Below are 24720 nucleotides of genomic sequence, written 5' to 3' on the forward strand. Positions count from 1 at the left end.
CCCACCAGCCACGGAGCGCAAAGTGATCAACTACGACGGCAAACGGTTCAGGAAGGTGACGGCCGGCCCCGAGGCCCCCGTCGCGCACTACCGCCAGGACGGCGACCTGGTCTGGGGCTCCTCCGCGGGCGCGGACGTCCGCCGCGGGTCCCTGACCGGTCTCTCCGCCCCCGACGGCAGGCTCACGTTCGCCTACACGATGGTGCTGTCCGACGGCCGGACCGTCTCCGGACACTGCGAGAGCGTCCCGGAGATCCTGCCCGACGGCCGGATCCGGCTGCACGAGACCTGGGAGCGGTACGGCCCCGACGCCGACAGCGGCACCTCCTGCATCGAAGAGCTCCCCCGCGACGCCACTTCCACCGACCGAGGACAGTCATGACCCGGACTCCCCGCAAGGGCGGCACCATCAGCTGGGCCTGCACACCCGGCTTCCCGCCCGCCTGCATATTCCCGCTGCTGCCCCCGGGCCGATTCGGCGCCCGCAGCCTCTACGAGTTCCAGATGCTGATGTACCGGCCGTTGTACTGGTACGGCACCAAGGGCGACGCGAGCGTCGACTACGAGCTGAGCATGGCCGAGCCGCCCGAGTGGAGCGAGGACGGCCGCACCGCGACCCTCACCGTCAAGCCGTACAAGTGGTCCAACGGCGAGACCGTCAACGCGGACGGCGTGATGCTCTGGATGCATCTGCTGGAGGCGAAGAAGGAGGAGTACGGCGGCTATGTGCCGGGGTACTTCCCGGACAACCTGACCTCCTACGAGAAGGTCGCCGAGGACAAGGTCCGCTTCACCTTCGACAAGGCGTACGCGCGCAACTGGGTCCTGATGAACCAGTTCAGCCTGATCACGCCGCTGCCCAAGGCCTGGGACCGCACCGCCGACGGGCCGGCCGACGCCACCCGCAACAAGGACGAGGCGTACGCCGTCTACGACTACCTGATGGCGCAGAACGGCGACGTCTACGCGGAGGACAACAGGCACCGCACCCGCTGGGCCGACAGCCCGGTCTGGTCGGTCGTCAACGGCCCGTGGAAGCTGGCCGAGTACGCGATGGACGGCCTCGTCCGGATGGTGCCCAACCCGTCCTACTCCGGCCCCAACAAGCCCTACGCCGACGAGTTCCGCCTGGTGCCCACCGACACCGACGAGCAGCAGTACCAGTGGCTGGAGCGGGGCCCGCACGGCCCGGACGCCATCCACATGGGCTTCCTGCCCTTCGACCGGATCACCGAGCCGGCCTCCGACCCGACCGTCGGCGGCCCCAACCCGCTGGCCGAGCACTACCGGATCGTCCCGCAGATCCTGTACGCCATCCACTACTTCCCGTTCAACTTCTCCAACCCGACGATCGCCGGGAAGATCTTCCGCCGGCTGTACTTCCGGCAGGCCCTGCAGACCTGCCTCGACCAGGACGGCTCCTTCCAGGAGATCTACCAGGGCTACGGCTATCCGACCTACGGCCCGGTCCCGGCCCTGCCCGCCACCGAACTGCAGTCACCGGCCCAGAAGGCCAACCCGTTCCCGTTCGACGTGGACAAGGCCCGCCGGCTGCTCACCGAGAACGGCTGGGACACCTCGGTCACCCCGGCCGTCTGCGTCAACCCGGGCACCGGCGCCGGCCAGGCCGGCGAGGGCATCCCCGAGGGCACCCGGCTGACGGTCACGCTGCGGTACGCCTCCGGGCACGAGAAGACCCTGACCCGGCTGCTGCGCAAGTTCCGCGACGACGCCGCCCGGGCCGGCATCGAGCTGGTCCTCGAGGAGGTGCACCCCTCCGTCCTGGTCGGCCAGGACACCACCGGCACCACCACCTGGGAGCTGTCCTGCTGGAACGGCGGCTGGGTGTACGGGCCGAACTTCCACCCCACCGGCGAACTGCTCTACCGCACCGGCGCCGGCTGCAACTTCGGCAGCTACTCGGACCCGGTCGCCGACGAACTGATCGAGAAGACGGTCACCAGCGACGACCTCGCCGACCTGTACGCCTACCAGGACTACCTGGCCGAGCAGGTCCCGGTGATCTGGATGCCCAACTTCCCGCTGCGCGTCTTCGAGGTCGCCAACAGCCTGCAGGGCGTCGAGCCGATCAACCCGCTCGGCTTCATCAACCCCGAGAACTGGTACTTCACCGACGAGCCGGACGACGCCGGTGAGCGCTGATCTGGCGGTCGCGCTCCCGAAGCTGGAGCCGACGGGCCATCTGCTGCTCGCCCTGCCGGTCATGATGCTCTGCTGTCTGCTGGCCGGCCGGCTGTCCCGCCGGCTGGGCCAGCCCCCGGTCATCGGCGAGATCCTCACCGGCATCGCGCTGGGCCCCTCGCTGCTGGGCGCGGTGTGGCCCGAGGGCCAGCGCTGGCTGTTCCCCGAGAACATGCTGCCGGTGGTCAACGCGCTCGCCCAGCTGGGCCTGGTCCTGTTCATGTTCCTGGTCGGCTACGAGCTCAACCTCGGCCACGTCCGCGACCGCGGGCGCGCCGCGGTCCTCGTGAGCAACGTCAGCATCGCGATACCGCTGCTCGGCGGAGTGCTGCTCGCCTTCGCCATGTACGACCGGTTCGCCGGGAAGGACGTCGGCTTCCCGACGTTCGCCCTGTTCATCGCGGTGTCCATGAGCATCACCGCGTTCCCGGTGCTCGCCCGCATCCTCACCGACCGCAGGATCGACCGCACCCCCGTCGGGGCGCTCGCGCTGACCTGCGCGGCCGTCGACGACATCACGGCCTGGTGTCTGCTGGCCCTGGTGACCGCGCTGGCCAAGGGCGGCTCGCCGCTCTCGGTCCTGGTGACCGCCGCACTGACCCTGGCGTTCATCTGCGCCGTGTGGTTCGGGCTGCGGCCGGCGCTGGCCCGAGCCGTCCGCCGGTGGCCGGCCGGCCGCAGTGCCCTGCCGGTGGTCCTGTCCGGGATCCTGCTGGCCGCGTTCACCACCGAGTGGATCGGCATCCACGCCATCTTCGGCGCCTTCCTGTTCGGCGCGGTCGTGCCGCGGGACAACTCCGTGGTGGCGAGCGCGGTGGACAAGATGCGCTCGCTGACCCTCGTCATGCTGCTCCCGCTGTTCTTCGTCCAGTCCGGCCTGCGCACCGAGTTCCGGCTGATCGGCGCCGACCCGGTGCTGTGGGGCTGGTGCGCGCTGATCACGGCCGTCGCCATCCTCGCCAAGTGGGCCGGCAGCACGGGCGCCGCCCGGCTGACCGGGTTCGGCTGGCAGGACTCCTTCTCCCTCGGCGCCCTCATGAACTGCCGTGGCCTCACCGAGCTGGTGGTGCTCGGTGTCGGTCTCCAGCTGGGGGTCATCACCCCCACCGTCTTCACCATGCTCGTGGTGATGACGCTCGTCACCACCATGCTCACCGCTCCCGCTCTGACCCTGATCGACCGTGTGTCAGCCCGACGGACGCACGCCGCTCCACGTACAGAAATGGTGATGAAGTGACAGCAACAGCAGGCATACCCACCCGGTCCAACCCGGCGGTATTCGCCCTGGCCCCCGACGATTCGGCCCGCATCGAGGCGGCGGCCCGTGACCTGTGCGCCACGCTGCCCGAGGTCGACGACCCGCGCTGGGTGGCCGCCGCCCGGTCCGCGTGGGAGGAACTGCCGGCCTCGCTGCGCCGCACGGCCCGCGAGTACCGCCGCAACTCCGGCCCCACCGGCGCGCTCCTCGTCCGCGGCCTGCCGGTGGACGCCACCGCCCTGCCGCCCACGCCGACCGTGAAGGGGTCCGTCCAGCGCGAGGCCAGCGTGCCCGCCGCGGTGCTGATGATGATGGCCTGCGGCCTGGGCGACCCGGCCGCGTTCCGGGCCGAGAAGTCCGGCGCCCTCGTCCAGGACGTCGTGCCGGTGCCGGGCCAGGAGACCTTCCAGGGCAACGCCGGCTCGGTGGCGCTGATGATGCACAACGAGAACGCCTTCCACGAGCACCGCCCCGACCATGTGATGCTGCTGTGCCTGCGCGCCGACCACGAGAGCGAGGCCGGGCTGCGCACCGCGGGCATCCGCGAGGCGCTGCCGCTGCTGCCCCCGGCCGTCGTCGAGGCGCTGGCCGCTCCGGAGTTCTCCACGCAGCCGCCGCCCTCCTTCGGCGCGCGGGACGAGGCGACCCCGGCCCACCCGGTCCTGTTCGGCGACCCCCAGGACCCGGACATCCGGGTCGACTTCGCCGCCACCACGGGTCTGACAGCGCGTGCGGAGGAGGCGCTGCACACCTTGGAGAAGGCGCTGGACGACGTGTCGTACACGGTTCAGCTGGCCGCCGGCGATCTGGCGATCGTCGACAACCGGGTGACGCTGCACGGCCGTACCGCGTTCTCCCCCCGCTACGACGGCAACGACCGCTGGTTGCAGCGCACCTTCGTGCTCACCGACCTGCGCCGCTCGCGCGGCCACCGGCCGCAGGACGGCTACATACTGTCCCGGTGATCACCGCCCCGTCCCCCTTCGAGGAGTAGTCGTGCCCGAACTGCCCATGAACCAGGCCTTGTTGACCGCCGCGGTGCGGAGGTTCGCGCAGTACACGCGGGTCGACGAGATCTGGCGCGACTACCTGTCCGCCACCGGCGACCGGCCCGACCTCGCCGAGCCCGCGCACCGCAAGGCGTTGCTGCGCTGGCTCAACGCGGCGGGCTGCCGCATCCGGTATCCCAAGCCGGGCGAGCCGGACCCCTTCGACGAGGGTCTGGCCGCCTGGTGGCGGAGCCGGGGCGCGGACCTCCCCCGCCGGGCCCTGGCCGAGCTCACCGACGACGACGTCGATGTGCTCGGCGACTGCTTCACCGAACTGGCCGCGGCGCCCGCGGCCCTGTCTCCCGCCACCGGGCGCGTCCGCGCCCTCGGCCCGACGGCCGCCGCGAAGGCGCTGCACGCCCTGCGCCCGCACACGCTGATGCCGTGGGACGAGGCCATCGCCGCACATCTGCACGGCGCCCGCGACGGAGCCGCGTACGCGGCGCACCAGCGGCTCGGCCGCGACTGGGCGGCCCGCCTGCTGTCCGAGGCGCGGCTGGGCATCCGGGTCGAGGACGCGCTCACCTTCGCCGAGACGCTCGGCCGCCCGTCCCGTCCGCTGCCCAAGATGCTCGACGACTACTGCTACCTGGCCATCACCGTCGGCGCCAACTCGACGTCGCCGTAGGCCCGTTGGCCGACACTCAATCCTCGAAGGGTATTCACGTGGCTCGCAACGCGCTCACCGCGCAGTTCCTCAAGGCCGTGCCCACGCCGGTCCCGGTGGATCCGCAGTCGGAGCTGGTGCGGATCTTCTACCGGGGTTGCCTGCTGACCCGCCCGCTCTTCATCGAGGCGGACGAACGCCGGCGGCTGCTCGCCGACCTGGACGTGCTGCGCAGCGCCCTGATCAGCCTGCCCGACCGGCTGTTCGACGGCGATCTCGCGGCGTTCGCCCGCGCACTCGGCATGAACGACGACCAGATCCGCTGCGTGCTGCGCGGACGGGGCACCAGCGTGACCCGGTTCAGCCGTTCCGACCTGTACGCGGACGCGGGCGGGTTCCGGCTGCTCGAGTACAACATGGGCAGCGCCATCGGCGGTTCGGACATGGTCCACATCAACCGCGCTCTCCTCAACGACGCGCGGATGAAGGAGTTCGTCGAGGAGCACGACCTGGACCACGTCGACACCATGCGGGCCCACCTCGACACGATCCGCCTGGAGTGCGGGATCGAGCCCGGCACCCGACCGGTGGTCGCGATCACCGACTGGCCCGAGAGCTACGAGTCGCTCGCGCCGTACATGCGGGCGGTCGCCGAGCACTGGAGCACGCTCGGCGTCGACGCGCACGCGTGCCACATCGGCGAGTTGGAGGCCCGTGACGGCGGCCTCTGGCTCGGCGAGCACCGGGTGGACGTCGTCAACCGGCTGTTCATGCTGGAGGACGTCGCGTCGGCGCCCGACGCGGTGGCGCTGATGGACCCGGTCCTGGACGCCGCCGAGCGCGGCGAGGTGAAGATCTTCACGCCGATGGACGCCGAACTGTTCGGCTGCAAGGCGGCCTTGGCGATGCTCTCCGACGAGGCCAACCGCCATCTGTTCGGCCCGGAGGAACTGGCCGCGCTGGACCGGATCCTGCCCTGGACCAGGACCGTACGCGAGGGCGAGGTCACCCTGGAGGACGGCAGCCGCGTCGACCTCCTCACCCACGCCGTCGAGCACCAGGAGGACCTGGTGCTGAAGGCGACCCTGGGACACGGCGGCAAGGCGGTGCTGCTCGGCTGGCAGGAGGGCCTGACGTCCGAGGAGTGGGCCGCGCGGGTGCGGGACGCCGTCGACGGCCCGTACGTCCTGCAACGGCGCATCCACCCCGTCCCGGAGCACTGCGCCGACGAGGACGGCACCCTGGTGCCGTGGACGCCGGTGTGGGGCGTGTTCACCACCGCCACCGTCAGCGGCGGCGTCTTCGTCCGGGCGACCCGCACGGACTCCCGCGTGGACGTCATCAACCTCGGCACCGGGGCGTCGACCGGCACCGTCTTCCACGCGCGTACCGCGGACGCCTGATGAGCCGGACGGTGACCGAGGACGCGTACAGCCGGCTGATCACCCTCCTGGACGGCTCCGAAGCGCGCTACCGTCTCATCCACCACGCCCCCGAGGGACGCACCGACCTCGCGTCCCGACTACGCGGCCACCGGCTGGAGCAGGCCGCCAAGTGCCTGGTCATCCGGGTCGGACTCGGCAAGAAGCACCGCCGCTACGTGTTGACCGTGGTGCCCGGCGACCGCCGGGCCGACCTCGAGCGGGTGCGCGGTCTCTACGACGGCACGGACGCGGCCTTCGCGGCACGGGACGTCGCCGAGCGCCTCGCGGGCAGCGTCAGCGGCTCGATCATGCCGTTCAGCTTCGACCCCGGGCTGGACCTCCTCGTCGACCCGGACCTGCTGGACCACGAGGAGATCTTCTTCAACGCGGCCCGCCTGGACCGGTCGGTGGCCCTGCGGACCGGGGACTACGTCAAACTGGCCGACCCCCGGATAGAACCGGTGGCCGACGCGCCCGTGCCCACGGTGGCCTAGGTGTGCTGCGAGCGCCCCGCCCGTCACCTCTCGGCGAGCCCCTCGGTGTCGAACACCGCGGGCGGGGTGCCCGCGACCGCCGGCTCGGTGCCCTCGGGGTCCGCGACGTCGAGCAGCCCGGCCCGGCCGATCAGATAGCCGGCGTGCAAGCGGCTGCGCGCGCCCAACTGCTCCATGATCTCGGCTATATGGCGCTGGCAGCTGCGCAGGCCCATGCCCAGTCGGCGGGCGATGGCCCGGTCGTCGAGGCCGGACACCAGCAGCCGGGTGATGTCCTGCTTCACCTCCGTCGACAGGGCGTGCACCTGCTCCTTCTGGTACTCGGCGGTGAAGGGGGTGGCGCTCGGCCAGGCCCGCTCGAAGGAGGCGACAGCGAAGTCCACGATGCTCTGGTCGTGCACCAGCACCCCGCCCAGGGGACGCCCGTGCAGCGTGATCACGGCGGCCTGCCGGTCGAAGACGATCAGGCGCGGGAACCCGTCGCTGAGCGTGCGCACCTCGGCGCCGAGCCGGGCGACCCGCTCGACGTAGGCGACGGTCGGCTGGTTGTAGCGCGCCGTGTGCTGGTAGAGCGTACGGACCCGGACCCCCCGGCGGAGCATCGCCTCGTCCCGGGCGATCGCCTCCTCGAGCACCGGGGTGGGGCGGCCGCCGCCGGGCTGCGAGGTGAGCATCTCGCTGGTGCAGGCCGCGCCCAGCTCGCTGAGCACGCTCCGCACGGAGCGCAGGCTCGGCAGTATCTCGATCGCGCTGTTCTGCAGCCACTTGGCACGCGCGGCGGCGTACAGCGGTCGCAGCCGCTCCATCTCGGCGCGGGCCTCGGCGATCTCGCTCAGCTGTTCGCTCACCGCCTGCTCCCTCGGGAACAGCGTCTGCGCGGCGGCACTGTCGGGGCTGACGGCCGTGAGCATCCCGGTCTCGTCGTCGCCCGGGCACAACAGGCCCAGCGCCTGGAGGTCGGCGAGCGCACTCTCGATCACGGCGGGTTCGCGGTCCAGTTGTCCGGGCAGCGCGGAGGGCAGCACGCCGGGACCGGTCAGGGCCAGCTCGTAGATCGCCCTGCCATCGGGGCCGAGCCTCGGCAGGCCTGACGCTCGCAATCTGATCGACATCCCTTCCGCTGATGTGGAGAGTCTGTGGAGCGTCCCTTTTTCTACGTGGCTGACCGGCCCCGCACAAGGCATTTCGATCGTTCGCCATACGGCGTGTCGGCTGCCGTCATCTGCTGTCCCGGTCTCGGCGCGCGGTCACCGGGTCGCCGGACGCTCACCGCTCGGCCGCGGAGTCTCGCAGACGATCTCGTCCCGCGGCGTGTAGTGGGTGCGGAACGGCTCCCGCTTCACCTCTTCGCCGTCCTGGACGAACACCCGCTGCACGGTGACGTCGAAGCCCTCCAGCGGAGTCTGCGGCACGCACTTCTTGTCGGTGCTGACCTTCTTCTCCGGCTCCTTGACGTTGGTGCGCTCACCCGTGACCGACTCGATCTCGTCGTACTTCTTGGTGCCCAGGAAGGTGACGGTCACCGAGGTGTCGGTGGACTCGGCCTGGATGTAGATGGCCCGGCCCGAGTCATTCCTGAATTTCAGGTCCAGGCTGCCCCAGGCGACCGTGGCCTCGCGGCCCTCCGGGTAGCGCTCGATGTAGAAGGAGTGGGCGCCGTACTCCACGGGCTTGACCCCGGCGAAGAACATCGCGTTGAACATGGTCGTCGCCACCGCCGAGACACCGCCGCCGGGCGCCTTCCTGAACTCGTCGTTGAGGATCATGACGCCCTCGGTGAAGCCGTTGGCCTCGGTGCGCTCGCCGACCGTTCGGTTGAAGCTCCAGGTGTTGTCCGGCAGCACGACGGAGCCGTTGATCAGCTCCACGGCCCGGCCGATGTTCCTCGTGCGGTACGGCGCCGGCTCGAAGTTGACGGTGAAGGAGGACATCTCCTCCGTCAGGCCCAGCCGTTCGGCGTTCTCGGCGGTCACCTGAGGCTGTGTCACACGCGCGGCGACCTCACCGGCGCGGGCGGACCCCGACTTGGTGAGCAGCGGCAGCACCGCCTTGCCCAGCGCCTTGTCGGTGACCAGTACGCCGGCCCTGGCGTCGTCGGCCGCCACGACCCGGCCGCCCTCCAGGCTCAGCGTGGCGTTCCGCGGCCTGGCGGACAGGTCGGCCAGGGGCTCGGTGACCGCGGGCGCGGCGCGCAGTCCCTTGGCGTCCAGGTGTGGAGTGAGCTTGCCGTCCTTGTCCGGCCGCATCGTCAGATACTCGCCGAGGACCACCGGGCCGAGGCTGAACCGCTCGCCGGCCGCGGTGAGCATGACCGGGGCCGACATGGCGGGCTGGGCGAACTCGCGCACGGCGCGCCGCACTTCCGCCGCCGTGACCTTCGGCTTGGTCTCGCGGGCGGGCAGGGCGGTGACGTCGGCCTCGCCGTTCAGGAAGGCGGTGCGCAGGGGGGCGACGGCCGCGTCGGTGTCGAGGGCGTAGCCGTTGTGCGGGGTGACCTGGCGGACCAGGCCGTCCGCGAAGGTGACGGCGCCGTCGCGGACCTTCCGGTCGAGTGACTTCGCCAGCTTCGTCAGGGCGGAGTGGGCCTTGTCCTCGTCGACGCGTACGACCGGTTCGACGGCACCGCCGGAGCGGAAGAGCCCGCCGATCACGGTGAACGGGTCGGCGTCGTGGGTGCGGGCCGCGTGGTCCACCGTCTTCGCGTAGTCGAAGGTGATGCCCACCTGCTTCGGGTCGACCGTACCCTTGCGGTCACCGACCGTCACGGTCAGCTCCCGGGAGGCGGCCGGGTCCAGCCGGTCCTCCAGTTTCCGGATGGCCTCCGCCCGGCTGAGGCCCCCGATGTCGACACCGCGCACGGAGGTGCCGGCGTCTATGTCCCCACCCGCGAGCAGCAGCCCGGCGACGTACAGGCCGCCGACTCCGACGGTCAGCGCGCCGCCGGCCAGGGCGAGGGGCGGAATGGCGGCGATACGGGGGGCTGAGGCATTTCGCGGAAAGGGGGGTACGCGCAGGCGCATGGGTCTCCCGGGCGGATGATCGGCTGGGACGGCGCGTCCGATGACGCGCCGCTGTGCGCGAGGCAAGCACATCCAGCTAGCCATAATCGGGCGAAAACGCCTATGTCGCAGACCACGTATGTTTCAGATCACGTCGCGTGTCACCGCCCGGGAGCCCCCTCGGCCCGTCACGCCCCTGACGGCACCTCCGCCTTCTCGCCCTTACCCTCCGGCGTCACCTCGGCCCCCTCGGGCGCCGCCAGTGACTTGTTGCGGCGGACGGAGGCGACGAAGGACGCGGCGATCAGGACGACGCCGATCAGGCCGGTGATGATCTCGCTGATCTGGTGCTGGATGGTGACCAGCAGGATGCCGGCGAGGGCACCGATGGCGTAGTGGGCGCCGTGCTCCAGGTAGACGTAGTCGTCGAGGGTGCCCTGGCGCACGAGGTACACGGTCAGCGACCGAACGTACATCGCGCCGATGCCGAGGCCGAGGGCCATCCAGAAGATGTGGTTGGTGATGGCGAAGGCGCCGATCACGCCGTCGAAGGAGAAGGACGCGTCCAGGACCTCCAGGTAGAGGAAGAGGAAGAACGCGGCCTTGCCGGCCAGGGCGACCGCAGAGACCGGCCTGCCTTCGGCCCTGGCCTTCTCCTCCTCCTCGTGTTCGTGTTCCTCCTCGTCTTCGAGCTTGTCCTCGAAATAGCCGGAGAGGCCGCCGACCACGAGATAGGTCATCAGACCGGCGACGCCGGAGAGCAGGACGGTGGCGGTCTTGTCCGCGTGGCCCGTGCTGACGTGGGCGTGGGTGGCGAAGGTCATCGCCGTGACCAGCAGGGCGACGAGGGCCACGCAGACCGACAGCATGTCGATCCTGCCGAGCTTCGCGAGCGGGCGCTCCAGCCAGGCCAGCCACTTGATGTCGCGGTCCTCCAGGATGAAGTCCAGGAAGATCATCAGCAGGAACATGCCACCGAAGGCCGCGATCGCCGGATGGGCGTCGGTGACCAGGTCCTCGTAGCGCTCGGGTTCGTCGAGGGCGAGGTGGACCGCCTCGAAGGGGCCGACCTGGGCGCTGATGGCGACGATCGCCACCGGGAAGATCAGCCGCATGGCGAACACCGCGATCAGGATGCCGACCGTGAGGAAGATCTTCTGCCAGAAGGCGTTCATCTTCTTCAGGATCCCGGCGTTGACGACCGCGTTGTCGAAGGACAGCGAGATCTCCAGGACCGACAGGATCAGGACGATCCCGAAGGCCTCCCAGCCCCACTGCCACGCGGCGAAGGCCAGGCCGAGCGCCGTGACGGCGAACGACCAGCCGAAGGTTCGCAGCACCATCGTCAGCCCTCCGCCTTCACGGCGAGGACCGGGCAGCCCACGCCCAGCAGGATCTGCTGGGCCGCCGAGCCCATGATCAGCTTGCCGACCGCGCTGCGCCGCCGCAGACCGATCACGACCAGGGACGCGTCCGTCTGCTCCGCGAGGTCGATGATCTCCTCGGCGGCGTCGCGGGCGCCGAGCACCTGACGGATGTCGAAGTCGACGCCCACGTCCGCGAGGTCCTCGCGGACGTGGGTCAGGTCGGGCTCCTGGGCGAAACGCGGGTCCACGATCGCGTCGCCCCGGGAGGTGTTCACCACCAGCAGCTTCTCGTCGCGCCGACGGGCCTCGTCGACCGCCGCGCGCAGGGCCGCCTCGCCCTCGGGGGAGGGGACGTAGCCGACCAGAATGGTCATCTCGATCTCCAGATGTCTCGGATGCCTCAGGCGGCGCTTCGCGCGCGCAGCGGACGTACGACGAACCGGCCGATCAACGGCCACACCAGGACCAGCGCGATCACCGCGTACACCGTGTACGACACCGGCCCGCCCAGCAGCCCCGACAGCTCGCCGCCGGACAGCTGGAGGGAGCGCCGGCCCTGCAGCTCCGCGCGCGGGCCCAGGATCACGCCGACGATCAGCGGCAGCACCGGCAGCCCGAAGCGGCGCATGGCGAAGCCGAGGAGGCCCAGGGTGAGCAGGATGAACAGGTCCAGGGGCTGGGCGTTGACGGCGTAGGCGCCCATGGAGGCGAAGAACAGGATGCCCGCGTAGAGGTACGGCCGCGGGATCTGCAGCAGCTTCGCCCAGGCCGGGGCCAGCGGGAGGTTCAGCAGCAACAGCAGCAGGTTGCCGATGAAGAGGCTGGCGATCAGGACCCAGACCAGGCTCGCCTCGCGTTCGAACAGCAGCGGTCCGGGCTGGATGCCGTACGACTGGAAGGCCGCCAGCATCACGGCCGCCGTGGCGTTTGTCGGCAGGCCGATCGCCAGCATCGGCACCAGGGTGCCCGCGGCCGACGCGTTGTTCGCGGCCTCCGGGCCCGCCACGCCCTCGATGGCGCCCTTGCCGAACTCCTCGGGGTGCTTGGTCAGCCGCTTCTCGGTGGCGTACGACAGGAAGGTCGGGATCTCCGCGCCGCCGGCCGGCAGCGCGCCGAACGGGAAGCCGTATGCCGTCCCGCGCAGCCAGGGCTTCCAGGACCGCTTCCAGTCCTTCCTGCCCATCCACGGGCGCCCGACCGGGATCACCTCGGCCGGCTTGCGCCGCAGATGCGCGGCCACCCACAGCGCCTCACCGACGGCGAAGATGCCGACGGCGACCACGACGACGTCGATGCCGTCGGCCAGCTGCGGTATGCCCAGGGTGAGTCGCTGCTGGCCGGACACCGAGTCGATGCCGACGAGGCCGATCGTGAGGCCCAGGAGCAGGGATATGAAGCCCCGGATGCGGGACGAGCCCAGCACCGACGTCACCGCGATGAACGCCAGCAGCATCAGCGCGAAGTAGTCGGGGGCGCCGAGGCTCACCGCGAAGTCGACGACGAACGGCGTGATCAGGACCAGCAGCAGGGTGCCGATGGTGCCCGCCACGAACGAGCCGATCGCCGCCGTCGCGAGGGCCTGGGCCGCGCGGCCCGCCTTCGCCATCTTGTTGCCCTCGATGGCCGTGACCACGGACGAGGACTCGCCGGGGGTGTTGAGGAGGATCGACGTCGTCGAGCCGCCGTACATGCCGCCGTAGAAGATGCCGGCGAACATGATGAACGCCTGCACCGGCTCCATGCCGTACGTCACCGGCAGCAGCAGGGCCACCGTCATCGCCGGGCCGATCCCCGGCAGGACGCCCACCGCGGTGCCGATGACGACGCCGATGAGGGCGAGCAGCAGGTTCATCGGGTCCATGACGTCCGCGAAGCCCTGCATGAGGTTGTTCAGGTTGTCCATCAGGGCCTCACAGGATTCCTTGCAGGACGCCGGCGGGGAGGTTCACGCCGAGGCCGATCGCGAACGCGTAGAACGTCGTCAGGGAGAGCGTCGCGGAGATCAGCAGGTTGCGGATGTAGTGGCGGTTGCCGAGCGCGAACGCCGTGCCCCAGAAGAGCAGGCCGCCGCTGATCACCCAGCCGAGCCGCTCGATGAGCAGCGCGTTCGCCAGGAACACCGCGATCAGCAGCACGACCGTGCGCCAGTCGCTGCCGCTCGACAGGTCGACGTCCTCGCCGGCCTCCGGCTCACCGCGGCCGCCCCGGGCCACGTCGACGGCGTACAGCACGGCGAGCAGCACCAGGAGCGCGCCCAGGATCAGCGGGACCGCGCGCGGCCCGACCGGGTCGGTGCCGCTGGTGATGTGCGGGATGCCGAGGGCGTCCACGATCACGGCGGTGCCCAGCAGGGCGAGGAACACGCACACGCCGTACTGCGCGCGGTCCCCGCCCTCCCGGCCCGGACGGGAGTCCTCCACGGTCCGGTCCTCTGTCTGCGAGCTCATGCCAGCCCGAGCTCGGTCAGCAGGTCGGCGACCGCCTTGTCCTGCTCGGTCAGGTAGCCGGCGAACTCGTCACCGGTGGCGAAGGCGTCGACCCAGCCGTTCTTCTCCAGCTGCGCCTTCCACTCGTCCGAGTCGTGCATCCTGGTCAGCGAGTCGATCCAGGTCTGCTTCTGCTCGTCGGTGATGCCGGGAGGGGCCACGATGCCGCGCCAGTTGGTGAAGACCAGGTCGATGTCGGAGTCCTTGAGAGTGGGGACGTCCTTCAGCGCGTCGATCGGCTTCTCGCTGCTGACCGCGAGCACCCGCACCTGGCCCGCCTCGACCTGGTCGAGGAACTCACCGAAGCCGCTCGCACCGAACGCGATCTTGTTGCCGAGGATGGCCGGGAGCAGCTCGCCGCCGCCGTCGTAGGAGACGTAGTTGACGTCCTTCGGCTTGATGCCGACGGCCTTCGCCAGCTGCATCGGCAGCAGGTGGTCGGGGCCGCCCGGCGACGATCCGCCGCCGACCGCGAATTTCTTGGGGTCCTTCTTCCAGGCCGTGACGAGGTCGTCCATCGTCTTGTACGGGGAGTCCTTCGGCACGACGATCGCGCCGGCCTCCTCGATCAGCTTGGCGATCGGCGTGGTGTCGGTCAGCGTCGCCTTGGACTTGGAGGTGTACGAGGCTCCGACGACACCGAGGCCCATCTGCATGGCCATCTTGCCGTTGCCCTTCTCGTTCACCAGGCGCTGCAGGCCCACGGTGCCGCTGGCGCCGGGCAGGTTGAACACCTGGACGCCGGAGGCGACCTTGGTGTCCTGCATGACCTGGGTGACGGTGCGGGCGGTGAGGTCGTAACCGCTGCCCGGGGTGTTGGGGACCATCAGCCGGAGGCCGGTGACGGGCTTGTCGGACCCGCCTCCGCTTCCGGACTCCTCTTTGTCGGCGGTGGCACCGCAGGCGCTCACCGCGATCATCGACACGGCGGCAAGAGCTCCGACAAGTGCGGCTCGTCGAGTTCTCATGGCTCATCTCTTTCGCTCGGCCCGTTCCGGCGCCATGATTGTGCGGTTCCTGAGACACCCCGTCTCGGTTGTGTGACCATTGAAGGTTGAGTTCATAGTGGTCATAACGTCACGGTCACCGTCGCGTAAGCAGCGCCGCCACACGCTCGCCGGTGAGCTGCTGAGATGGCAGCTCGCCATTGTCGTGATCGTGCTTGTCGCCGTGGCCGCGGTCTCGCTGGCACAGTCGCAGTCGACCTTCGACCGGGTCGAGGGGCGACGGGTCACCGCGCTCGCCGAGGAGATGGCGGGCAACCCCCTCGTGCGCACCCAGCTCGTGCGCCCCGCTCCCGCCGAGATGCTCGCGCCGCTGCTCCAGTCCACGCTGACCAGGTCCGGCGTCACCTCCGCCACGGTCGCGAACGCCGACGGCAAGATCGTCGCCTCGACCAACCCCACGCTGGTCGGGACGCGGATGCCGTCCGACGGTCCGCAGATCGCCGCGGGGCGGGGCTGGTCCGGTGAGCTGCCGGTGAACGGCGTGACCGAGCTGGTGGCACAGGCGCCCGTGCTGGGGGCGGAGAACAAGAACGCCGGGGACCACCTCGGCACCGTGATGATCGGGCGTGCCTCGCCCTCGGTCTGGCAACGGCTGGTCGGCGCCTCGTCCTATCTGCTCGTCTACCTCGGCGTCGCCAGCGTCCTCGGCGTGGCCGGTTCCTGGCTGCTGGCCCGGCGGATCAAACGGCAGACCTTCGGCATGGAGCCCCGCGAGATCGCCGGGCTCGCCGAACACCGGGAGGCGATGCTGTTCGGGATCGCCGAGGGAGTGGTGGCCCTCGACCCGCAGCAGCGGCTCACGCTGGTGAACGCGGTCGGGCGCAAGCTGCTCGACCTGCCCGAGAACTGCGTCGGCATGAGCCTCGCCGACCTGGGGATCGAGGGGCGGCTGTACGACGTCCTGGCCGGGAGCGCGGATGACGAGGCCGGCGCCGAACGCCGTGACGAGGTCGTCGTACGCCGCGGCCGCGTCCTGGTCATGAACCGCATGGACGTCACCAAGGACGGCCGCCGCCTCGGCTCCGTGACGACCCTGCGCGACCGCACCGAACTCGCCCAGCTGGAACGGGAGTTGGGCTCCTTCCGCAGCACCACCGAGCTGCTGCGCGCCCAGGCCCATGAGTTCTCCAACCAGTTGCACACCATCTCCGGGCTCATCCAGATCGGCGAGCACGACGAGGTCGTACGCTACGTACGCGCCCTGCGCAAACACCGCGAGTCGCTCGACCTGCACCTCACCAGCCGGGTCCGCGACCGGGCCGTCGCCGCGCTGCTCATGGCCAAGTCGGCGCTCGCCGCGGAACGCAAGGTGCGGCTGAAGATCTCCGAGCGCACGGCGCTGGAGCGGCTCGAGCCGACCGATTCCGCGGATGTGGCGACTGTGCTCGGCAACCTCGTGGACAACGCGGTGGACGCGGCCGCGAGCGGGTCCAGAGAGATCGGTTCCCAAGAGAGCGGTTCCCCGGAGGGGGACGGCGCCTGGGTGGAGGTCGAGCTGCGCCAGGACGCCTCCAGCGTGGAGATCGTCGTACGGGACTCGGGGCCGGGGGTGGCTCCCGAGCTGGCGCAGGAGGTGTTCTCGCACGGGTTCACCACGAAGGCCGCGCAGGGCGGCGACCGGGGGATCGGCCTGGCGCTGACCCGGCTGGTGTGCAAACGCCGGGGCGGTGAGGTGTCGGTGACCAACACGCGGGCGGGCGCCATGTTCACCGCCCGGATGTCCGTCGGCCGACCGGCCGAACGAGCCACGGAGGGGGTCAGATGACGGAGGGAGTCCGATGATCGATGTGCTGATCGTGGAGGACGACTTCATGGTGGCGCGGATCCACCGCGGATTCGTCAACGACGTCGACGGGTTCCAGGTGGTCGGCACGGCGAACTGTGGCGAGCAGGCGCTCACCGCCGTCGCCGAGCTGCAACCCGACCTGGTCCTGCTCGACCTCTACCTGCCCGACATGTTCGGGCTGGAGATCATCCCCCGGCTGCGGACCGCAGGCCACGACTGCGACGTCATGGTGATCAGCGCGGCGCGCGAGTCGGACGCGGTCCGCGGCGCGGTACGCCAGGGCGTCGTCGACTACCTGCTCAAGCCCTTCGACGCGGGGGACCTGAGGGCGCGCCTGGAGCAGTACGCGGCCCGGCGCAGCAACCTCTACACCGCGGTGGTCAGCGGCCAGTCCGACGTGGACCGGGCGCTGGCCCGCGGCGCGGCCCCGGCCGCCACGGCGACCACGCTCCCCAAGGGCATGAGCGTGGAGACCGCCGAGCTGATCGAGCGCGAGCTGCGCGCGACCGACGGCAGCCTCTCCGCCGCCGAGTGCGCGGCCCGCCTCGGGGTGTCCCGGGTCAGCGCCCGCCGGTACCTGGAGCACTTCAGCGTCACCGGGCAGGCCGAGGTCTCACTGCGGTACGGGCAGGCGGGACGGCCGGAGCGGCGGTACAGCTGGGTGGACGCCCAGTAGCCCGCGTCGCCGGCGTGATCCGCCGGACGGCACACCTAAGGCCTCTCCCACGACCGGCTGCCACCCCGGTCGACCGGACCGGCCAGCTCCACGATGTCGTCCGACGCGATGTCGTGCAGCCTGATCGCCAGGTCCTCCAGGGCGCGGCTGGCGGCGAGTTCGTCGCCGATCTCGGGGATGGGCCGGTCGATCGGGTTGCGGTGGGCGATGCCTCGTCCGGTGACGGTCAGCATGTCCTGAGGCGTGTTCTCCGTGGTCAGCACGGCCTCTGCACGGGTGTCGTCGCCGTCCTCGGTGATGTGGATCCGGACGGTCCAGTTCTTGTCTTCCATCGAGATCACTTCCGTAGGGGTCGGGAACCCTACTGAAGAGCGTGCGCCTGTTCCCGGGCCCGGTCCAGCGCGAGTCGACGGTGACGCGAATCGGGGGCGCCGTCCTCCCGGGGAAGTACCCCGGCGCTCATCCGCTCCCACCGCGGAGGCATGACAAGAGCCTCCGTGGGCACGATGTGCCGAAAGGTTGCGGAGAGCACGCTGGTCGCAACGGACCCGAGCCAGAGAACGAGGAGGGCGCCATGAACCGCCAGGCCCACGTCCGTGTTCGTGTCACCCGCAGGCCCGCGGCCCCCCGCGACACCAGGGGCGAGATCGACCGGCGCACCCCCTCGGGCCGGATCCTGCCGTACTGACACCGGACCGGGCCGCCCTCGCGGACGTAGCGTGAGGGCATGCGCCTACTGGTCGTCGAGGACGACGTCGGGTCGTGAGCGGGGCCGTGCCCGGCGCTCAGTGCCGTGAGCCGGTCGTGCCCGGTGCCTCGGTGTCGTAAGCCGACACTGCCCGGCGCTCAGTCGGCCGGGTCGGCCGGGTCGGCTGGGTCGGCCGGGGCCAGCTCCATTGGTTCGATCTTGCCCTCCAGCATGGTGCCCAGGCCCTGTACGGCGCAGACGTCGGGTCGCTCGGCGATGTGCACGGGCATGCCGGTGGCCTGCCGCAGCATCTGGTCGAAGCCGGGGAGCAGCGCGCTGCCGCCGACCATCATGATCCCCCGGTCGGCGAGGTCGGCGACCAGGTCGGGCGGGCAGTCGCGCAGGACCTTGCCGATGCTGTCGAGGACCGCGGTGAGCGGGGTCTGGATGGCGTCCCGCACGGCGGCGGTGTCGACCTTGACGCTGCGGGCGAGACCGGTGCAGATGTCGCGGCCGTGGATCTCGGTGGACTTGGGGCCGTGGGGCGTGAGCCCGTTGCCTGAGAGGGCGAGCTGCAGCGGCCGTACGTTCTGGCTGGGCAGCATGAGCTCGTGCGCATGCCGCAGGTGCTGCACGATCGCGTGGTCGACGGCCTCGCCGCCGACGCGGACGCGTTCGGCGGTGACGATCGCGCCGAGGGAGATCACGGCCACCTCGGTCGCCGCCGCCCCGCACGCCATGATCATGCTGGCCTCGGGCTGCTCCACGGGCAGCCCGCAGCCCACGGCGGCGGCGATGAGGGTGTCGACGAGTTCGACGCGCCGGGCCCCCAGGCCGACGAGGGTCTCGATCGCGGCGCGCTGGGCGAGCGGGTCGGCGTCGTGCGGGGTGCAGGCCGCGGCGCGCAGGAAGGGCTTGCGGCGCAGTGTGCGGCGCATCTTGTCGCCGAGCAGGTGCCGCAGCATCCGCTGGGCCATCTCGATGTCGACGACGGTGCCGCCGGAGACGGGCCGTACGACGCGGATGTAGTGCGGGGTACGCCCGGTCATCCGCTCCGCGAGCTCGCCGACCGCGATGAGGGCGCCGGTGCGGGTGTTTATGGCGGCGGCGGAGGGCTGGTCGACGACGAGTCCGGAGCCCTTCACATAGACGCGGGTCCTGGCGGCCCCCAGGTCGACGGCGAAGTGGCAGCGGCGCAGCTGCTCCAGCGTGGCGGTCATGGGGGTCCTCCCGATAACGCAGACCATGGGTCCGCCGGGTGGGTGGCGGGCCTCGCTTGGGGTGACGTGGGTCGTGTTCGCGGGGCCGACTCATGGTGGGCCTCCTTGACATCGATCGTGCGGTCGGCCCAGTGGGATGCGCCTTTTGGAGGGGGCCGGGTGGGGTGCGGCTGAATGGGGGGTTTGTCGCTGAGGGGGAGTCAGACGGTGTGTCGGGCCGCCGGGAGTGGACGGCTTCGAGTATGGCGAGGGCGAGGTGGCCGGGCAGACGGAACGTGCGGCAGGCCGCCGCGACGTCAGGTCCCGGGTTCGCTGCCGCTCCGGTCGCCGACGATGCCCCGGATCACCCCCAGCTCGACCAGGTCCTGCGGCCGAATCCGCAGCTGATCAGCAGTCGCCTCGACCTCCTCCGGCCCCCGTTTGAGGATCGCCGCCGCCATCTCCGGCCCGATCACCGAGAAGTAGCTGTCCGGCGTGGCCCAGGTGTCGCCGGGTGCCGCGAGCGCCAGCGCGCCGCCCGAGCCGCCCTCCCCGATCAGCAGCGTCGTGATCGGCACCCGGGCGGCGGCCACCGCGCCGAACAGGTCCGCGATCGCGGCGCCCACGGCCTGCCGTTCCGCCTCCGCGTCGTTCGCGGCGCCGGGGGTGTCCACCAGGGTCAGGGCCGGGATGCCCAGGCGGTCCGCGAGGCGGAGCAGGCGGGTGGCCGTGCGGTACCCGGCGGGGCGGGTCGCGGTGCCGGTATGGGCGGCGTAGGCCACCGTACGGCCCTCGTGCTCGCCGAAGCCGCAGAGGATGCCGTCGGGGTCGGCGCCGCCGCAGCGGTCGCCGTTGAGGGTGACGCGGTGCGTGAAGTAGGCCGACAGGTACGCATCCGCGCGCGGCCGTCGGGGCGAGCGGGCCCGCCGCACCGCGTCCCAGCCGGTGGCGGGCAGGCCGGTGGCGCCGAGGGGGCGTGGCGGTGGGGCCGGTTCCGTGGACGGGGTGGTGAGGAGGCGGAGCCAGCGGCCGAGGCAGTGGCGCAGCTCCTCCGGGCGGACCACCGCGTCCACCGCCCCCGCCGCCAGCTGTGCCTCCGCCGTGTACGCCGCCGGGTCCGCGTCGGGTGGGCGGACCCGGGAGCCCGCGAAGCCGACCTGGGCGCCGGGCAGGGCGAGGGTCACGTCGGCGCCCGCGCCGAGGGTGGCCCAGCCGCCGCCCGTGGTCGGGTCACGCAGGACCGCGATCTGGGGGAGACCGGCCTCGCGCGTCAGTATGGACTGCCGTGCCACACGCTGGAGTTGGGTCAGGGCGAGCATGCCCTCCTGCATGCGGCTGCCGCCCGTCGCGACCAGGGAGACCACCGGGAGGCGGCGGGCGCGGGCGTAGGTGTACGCCGTCTCCAGCCGGTCACCGGTGCGTTCGCCCAGCGAGCCGCCCAGGAAGCCGAACTCGAACGCGATCAGGACCGCCCGCGTGCCCTCGACGGTGCCGGTGCCGCAGACCACCGACTCCTCCTCGCCGGTGCGTCCGGTGGCGCGGGCGCGCGAGGCGTCGTAGCCCTGCCAGGCGAGGGGGCCGTCGGGGGCGGAGTCCCGCGCCGGGTACGGCAGTTCGGCGAAGTCCCCGGTCACCAGGGCCACGGCCTCCCGGGCGGTCCGCCGCTCAGTCATGGCGCAGGGCCCGCTTCATGATCTTCCCCATGTCGTTGCGGGGGAGCGCGGAGAGGTGGTGGACCACCCGCGGGCGCTTGTGCGGGGCGAGACGGCGGGCCACGTGGTCCGCCAACTCGTCGGCCGTGGGCGGGGATTGGGGGTTCTCAGGGACCACCCACGCCACGATCCGCTCGCCCAGGTCCGCGTCCGGCTCCCCGGTGACGGCCGCCTCCCGCACCCCGGGGTGTTCGAGGAGCGCGTTCTCGATCTCACCCGCCCCGATCTTGTAACCCCCGCTCTTGATCAGGTCGGTGGCCTTGCGGCCGACGATACGGACGTACCCGTCGGGATCGCGCACCGCCATGTCGCCCGTGCGGAACCAGCCGTCCGCCGTGAAGGCGGCGGTCGTCGCGTCGGGGCGGTTGAGGTACTCCGTGAACAGGTTCGGGCCGCGCACCTGGATCTCGCCCACCGTCTCGCCGTCGTACGACGTGATCGGCGTCCCGTCCTCCTCCACGAGCCGCAGCTCCACGCCCGGCAGCGGCACACCTACGGTCCCGGCCCTGGCCTCGCCGTCCGCGCGGACGCTGGTGTTCATCAGCGTCTCCGTCATGCCGTACCGCTCGACGACCCGCTGTCCGGTCGCGGCCGTGATCCGCTCGTGGTCGTGCACGGGGAGCGCGGCCGAGCCCGAGACGAGCAGGCGGGCCCTGCCCAGCGCCTTCGCCAACTCCGGCTCGGCGGGGAGGGCCTGGGCGATGCGGTGGTACATCGTCGGCACACCGAACACCATGGTCGCGCCCTCGTTCAGCTCCCGTGCCACGCCCTCCGTGCCGAACCGGCCCAGGTGCCGCACGGATCCGCCGCGCCGCAGCGGGCCCAGGATGCCGAGGACGAGGCCGTGGACGTGGAACAGGGGCAGGCCGTGGACGAGGACGTCGTCGGCGGTCCACTGCCAGGCGTCCGCGAGCGCGTCCAGGGTGGCGGCGATCGCCCGGCGCGGGATGACGGCGCCCTTGGGCGGGCCGGTGGTGCCGGAGGTGTAGACGATCAGGGCGGGGTCCTCGTGGGACGGCCGGGGGCCGGGGAGCGGGCCGGCGCCGTGCACGTCGACGTCGATGCGCTCCAAGTCGCCCAGCGGAGCGGGCAGTTCGTCCCCCGCGGCGGCCAGCACCACCGACGGCGCACAGTCGGACAGGATGTGCCCGAGCTCCTTCTCCCCGGACTTCGGGTTGAGCGGCACGGCGGCGACCCCGGCCTCCAGCGCCGCCACCACCGCCACGGCGGTCTCCAGCGCGGGAGTGGCCCAGACGGCCACTCTGCCCGCCCCGTCGATCCGGGCCGCGAGGGCACCGGCGGCGGCGCCGAGCTCGCCGTACGTCAGGGAGCGGTCGCCGAACCGCAGGGCGGGCCGGTCGGCCGGGGCGCCCGTCAGGGCCGGGAAGAGAGAGGACACGCGTCGTACTCCTTAACTGTCTGTCGGACACCGGCTGCTGTCGTATGCCGGCCTACCCCCAGCCCGGCACGACCATCACCAGCCACACCACCGCGGGCACCACGGCCACCACGATCCCTCCGTACACCATCAGCTGCCGGAAGAAACGCTCACGGTCGACGTCCGGCGCGGCGGCCAGTACCAGCGCGCCGTTCGTCGAGAACGGGCTCACGTCCACGACCGTCGCCGACACCGCGAGCGCCGCCACCATGCCGACCGCCCCGATCTCGCCCTGCGCCAGGAACGGCACGGCGAGCGGGATGAGCGCGCCCATGATGCCGACGGACGAGGCGAACGCGGAGACGATCGCGCCGATGTAGCAGAGCAGCACTGCCGCCAGCAGCGGTACGCCGATGCCGCCGACGCCCTCGCCGGCCCAGGTGATGGTGCCCATCTCGTCCAGCACGCCGACGTACGTCAGCACACCGCAGATCAGCAGAACCGTCGGCCAGGCGATCTCGCCGACGGCCTTGCGGCTGTCGTCCGGCCAGACGGCGCTGAGGATGACGGCGAGGGTGATCGCGGTCAGGCCCGCGTCCAGGTCGAAGGCGAGGACGGCGATGACGAGGGCGATCAGGGAGAGGAGGGTGGCGAGGCGGGGTGGGGTGAGGGGGAGGGTGTCGTCGGGGGCGGGGGTGGCTTCGCGGGTGACGGTTGTGGTGCTCGTGGGGGAGGGGTGGGTGCCGGGGTCTGTTGTCGCCCCTGTGCCGCCCCGTTGTGGCTGGTCGCGCCCACGCGGCGGTAGCCGCAAATCAATTGCAGCCCCGCGCCCCTTGGGTGCGTCTCCGGCGCCCTCCCTCCACAGCCTGAGGCCCCCGCACGCGACGAAGACGACGGCCGCGATGACGATGTTGACGATCAGGGACGCGAGGAACAACGCGACCTCGTTCCCCGGCAGCTTCTCCCGCTCCACGATGCCGTTGACGATCGAGCCGTAGATGCTGATCGGTGAGAAGCCGCCGCCCTGCGCGCCGTGCACGACCATCGCGCCCATCAGCAGCGGGCTGATCCCGTAGCGGGCGGCGAAGCTCAGCGCGATCGGCGCGACGATCGCCACGGCGGCCGGGCTCACCGCGCCGATCGCGGTGAGCGCGCCGGTGAGGGCGAACATCACCCAGGGGATGAGCGCCACCCGGCCCCGGACCAGCCGGATGGAGGCGTGCACCAGCCAGTCGGTGGTGCCGTTGGCGCGGGCGATCGCGAAGAGGTACGTGACGCCGACGAGGACGACGAACAGATCGCCGGGAAAGCCGGCGAAGATGCCGTCCGCGTCGAGGTCGGCGACAAGGGTGCCGACCCCGAAGGCGGCGGCGAAGGCGAGCGCGCCCATGTTGATCGAGCGGGTCGTGGCGATGACGAACACCACGACGAGGACGAGGATCGAGATGAGTTCGGGGGACATACGGGCTCCCGTCTCTGGGTCCCGGAGCGGTTGGAGGATACGGCTTTCTCTTGCCTGGCGGACCGGCAGTGGCCAAGTGGCTGAGCCAATTCGCGCTGCTGGCTGGTTAGCGTGGGCGCATGGCGGGGGGACGTCAAGGGGTCACGCATGAATTGGCTGAGCCACTCGGCCACTGGTCACCCCGGTGTTACGCTCCCGGCGAGAGGGGGACCCCGTGACCGACGCCCTGCGCCCCATGACCAAGCAGCGCCTCTACGAGCAGGTGCTCGACCGGCTGCGCGCCTACGTCGCCGAGGGCGGCCTCGGCGCCGGGGACCGGCTCCCGACCGAGCGTGACCTGGCCCAGCGGCTGGGGGTCAGCCGGGCCTCCGTGAAGCAGGCGATCGTGGTCCTGGAGGTGCAGGGCCTGGTGGAGGTGCGGCACGGGGGCGGCACGTACCTCGTGCGGGACAGCCTCGATGTGGAGCCGGTGGAGCGGATGGTGGAGCGTCGCCGGCGCCTCCCGGACGTCCTGGAGGCACGGGAGGCCCTGGAGACGAAGCTCGCCGAACTGGCCGCGGAGCGCCGCACGGACGACGACCTCGCGGCGATGCGGTCGGCGCTCGCACACATGGCCAAGGAGATCGAGGAGGGCGGCCACGGCGTCGAGGGCGACCGCCTCTTCCACGCCGCCGTCACCGCCGCCGCGCACAGCAGCATCCTCGCCGAGTTCATGCGCTCGATCGCCGGCCAGATCGCCGAGAGCCGCACCGAGTCCCTCCGCCAGCCCCACCGCCCCGCCCGCTCCCTCGCCCAGCACCAGGCCATCCTCGACGCGATCGAGGCGGGCCGCCCCGCTCAGGCGGCCGCCGCGATGCGCCGCCACGTCCGTACGGTGGCGAAGGTGCGGTTGCTGGACTGGGAGCCGGACGGAGAACGCTAGCCGC

22 protein-coding genes are annotated in these 24720 nt (G+C 71.4%); 10 read left to right on the forward strand and 12 right to left on the reverse strand.

Translation table 11 applies throughout. The annotated features are described in order from the left end of the window. Positions 1-22: 22 nt before the first annotated feature. The 7 genes from IF78_RS0115560 to IF78_RS0115590 are packed head-to-tail and all read left to right on the forward strand — an operon-like array spanning position 23 to position 7034. Positions 23-382: an avidin-fold protein gene (locus tag IF78_RS0115560; RefSeq protein WP_031476062.1), complete on the forward strand. Its 360-nt coding sequence runs from the start codon at positions 23-25 to the stop codon at positions 380-382. Next, positions 379-2163 carry an ABC transporter substrate-binding protein gene (locus IF78_RS0115565; RefSeq protein WP_031476064.1) on the forward strand — a complete coding sequence of 595 codons (1785 nt, stop codon included), beginning with the start codon at positions 379-381 and terminating at the stop codon, positions 2161-2163. The genes IF78_RS0115560 and IF78_RS0115565 overlap by 4 nt, the downstream gene beginning before the upstream one ends. Then, entirely contained in the window at positions 2153-3439 is a 1287-nt protein-coding gene (locus tag IF78_RS0115570; RefSeq protein ID WP_051827904.1) for a cation:proton antiporter, read from the forward strand. Before IF78_RS0115565 ends, IF78_RS0115570 begins: the two co-directional genes overlap by 11 nt. Then, the gene (locus tag IF78_RS0115575) at positions 3436-4425 is read left to right on the forward strand and encodes a TauD/TfdA family dioxygenase (RefSeq protein WP_051827906.1); all 990 of its coding nucleotides are present in this window, start codon (positions 3436-3438) and stop codon (positions 4423-4425) included. The genes IF78_RS0115570 and IF78_RS0115575 overlap by 4 nt, the downstream gene beginning before the upstream one ends. A 31-nt stretch (positions 4426-4456) precedes the next feature. Beyond that, on the forward strand, positions 4457-5137 hold the full coding sequence (locus IF78_RS0115580; protein WP_234439694.1) for a hypothetical protein: 681 nt from the start codon (positions 4457-4459) through the stop codon (positions 5135-5137). A gap of 38 nt (positions 5138-5175) precedes the next feature. Then, entirely contained in the window at positions 5176-6519 is a 1344-nt protein-coding gene (locus IF78_RS0115585) for a glutathionylspermidine synthase family protein (RefSeq protein ID WP_031476072.1), read from the forward strand. Continuing rightward, positions 6519-7034 (forward strand): YbaK/EbsC family protein, encoded by a 516-nt coding sequence (locus tag IF78_RS0115590; protein WP_031476073.1) that lies wholly within the window; start codon positions 6519-6521, stop codon positions 7032-7034. The genes IF78_RS0115585 and IF78_RS0115590 overlap by 1 nt, the downstream gene beginning before the upstream one ends. A gap of 23 nt (positions 7035-7057) precedes the next feature. On the opposite strand, the gene IF78_RS0115595 is transcribed toward IF78_RS0115590, so the two are convergent. The 7 genes from IF78_RS0115595 to IF78_RS0115625 form a co-directional block, all read right to left on the reverse strand. Continuing rightward, positions 7058-8134 (reverse strand): hypothetical protein, encoded by a 1077-nt coding sequence (locus tag IF78_RS0115595; protein ID WP_031476075.1) that lies wholly within the window; start codon positions 8132-8134, stop codon positions 7058-7060. A 147-nt stretch (positions 8135-8281) separates the two neighbouring features. Next, positions 8282-10054 (reverse strand): VanW family protein, encoded by a 1773-nt coding sequence (locus IF78_RS0115600; RefSeq protein ID WP_051827908.1) that lies wholly within the window; start codon positions 10052-10054, stop codon positions 8282-8284. 167 nt (positions 10055-10221) lie between these two features. Continuing rightward, entirely contained in the window at positions 10222-11376 is a 1155-nt protein-coding gene (locus IF78_RS0115605) for a DUF475 domain-containing protein (protein ID WP_031476079.1), read from the reverse strand. 2 nt (positions 11377-11378) lie between these two features. Further along, complete coding sequence (locus IF78_RS0115610; RefSeq protein ID WP_031476081.1) at positions 11379-11774, reverse strand: universal stress protein; 396 nt, start codon at positions 11772-11774, stop codon at positions 11379-11381. A gap of 26 nt (positions 11775-11800) precedes the next feature. Continuing rightward, positions 11801-13303, reverse strand: coding sequence for a tripartite tricarboxylate transporter permease (locus IF78_RS0115615; protein WP_031476083.1), 1503 nt, complete (start codon positions 13301-13303; stop codon positions 11801-11803). Positions 13304-13310: 7 nt separating this feature from the next. Then, a complete protein-coding gene (locus IF78_RS0115620; RefSeq protein ID WP_031476085.1) occupies positions 13311-13847 on the reverse strand; it encodes a tripartite tricarboxylate transporter TctB family protein in 537 nt (178 codons plus the stop codon). Further along, positions 13844-14854: a Bug family tripartite tricarboxylate transporter substrate binding protein gene (locus IF78_RS0115625; protein ID WP_031476087.1), complete on the reverse strand. Its 1011-nt coding sequence runs from the start codon at positions 14852-14854 to the stop codon at positions 13844-13846. The genes IF78_RS0115620 and IF78_RS0115625 overlap by 4 nt, the downstream gene beginning before the upstream one ends. Before the next feature lie 97 nt (positions 14855-14951). On the opposite strand from IF78_RS0115625, the gene IF78_RS0115630 reads away from it, so the two are divergent. Together IF78_RS0115630 and IF78_RS0115635 are read left to right on the forward strand one after the other, a co-directional pair. Then, positions 14952-16658: a sensor histidine kinase gene (locus IF78_RS0115630; protein WP_078662459.1), complete on the forward strand. Its 1707-nt coding sequence runs from the start codon at positions 14952-14954 to the stop codon at positions 16656-16658. 13 nt (positions 16659-16671) lie between these two features. After that, positions 16672-17355 (forward strand): response regulator, encoded by a 684-nt coding sequence (locus tag IF78_RS0115635; RefSeq protein WP_031476091.1) that lies wholly within the window; start codon positions 16672-16674, stop codon positions 17353-17355. 35 nt (positions 17356-17390) lie between these two features. On the opposite strand, the gene IF78_RS0115640 is transcribed toward IF78_RS0115635, so the two are convergent. The 5 genes from IF78_RS0115640 to IF78_RS0115670 form a co-directional block, all read right to left on the reverse strand. Continuing rightward, positions 17391-17687, reverse strand: coding sequence for a DUF1876 domain-containing protein (locus tag IF78_RS0115640; RefSeq protein ID WP_031476093.1), 297 nt, complete (start codon positions 17685-17687; stop codon positions 17391-17393). Between the two features lie 514 nt (positions 17688-18201). After that, a complete protein-coding gene (mreB, locus tag IF78_RS0115655) occupies positions 18202-19263 on the reverse strand; it encodes a rod shape-determining protein (protein WP_031476097.1) in 1062 nt (353 codons plus the stop codon). Between the two features lie 296 nt (positions 19264-19559). Continuing rightward, positions 19560-20915 carry a carboxyl transferase domain-containing protein gene (locus IF78_RS0115660; protein WP_031476099.1) on the reverse strand — a complete coding sequence of 452 codons (1356 nt, stop codon included), beginning with the start codon at positions 20913-20915 and terminating at the stop codon, positions 19560-19562. Beyond that, entirely contained in the window at positions 20908-22353 is a 1446-nt protein-coding gene (locus IF78_RS0115665) for an acyl-CoA synthetase (protein WP_031476101.1), read from the reverse strand. The genes IF78_RS0115660 and IF78_RS0115665 overlap by 8 nt, the downstream gene beginning before the upstream one ends. A gap of 52 nt (positions 22354-22405) precedes the next feature. Next, positions 22406-23794: an SLC13 family permease gene (locus IF78_RS0115670; RefSeq protein ID WP_031476103.1), complete on the reverse strand. Its 1389-nt coding sequence runs from the start codon at positions 23792-23794 to the stop codon at positions 22406-22408. A 214-nt stretch (positions 23795-24008) separates the two neighbouring features. On the opposite strand from IF78_RS0115670, the gene IF78_RS0115675 reads away from it, so the two are divergent. Beyond that, the gene (locus tag IF78_RS0115675) at positions 24009-24716 is read left to right on the forward strand and encodes a FadR/GntR family transcriptional regulator (RefSeq protein WP_031476105.1); all 708 of its coding nucleotides are present in this window, start codon (positions 24009-24011) and stop codon (positions 24714-24716) included. The last annotated feature ends 4 nt before the right edge of the window (positions 24717-24720 follow it).

This window comes from Streptomyces bicolor, from assembly GCF_000719285.1.
Classification (GTDB): domain Bacteria; phylum Actinomycetota; class Actinomycetes; order Streptomycetales; family Streptomycetaceae; genus Streptomyces; species Streptomyces bicolor.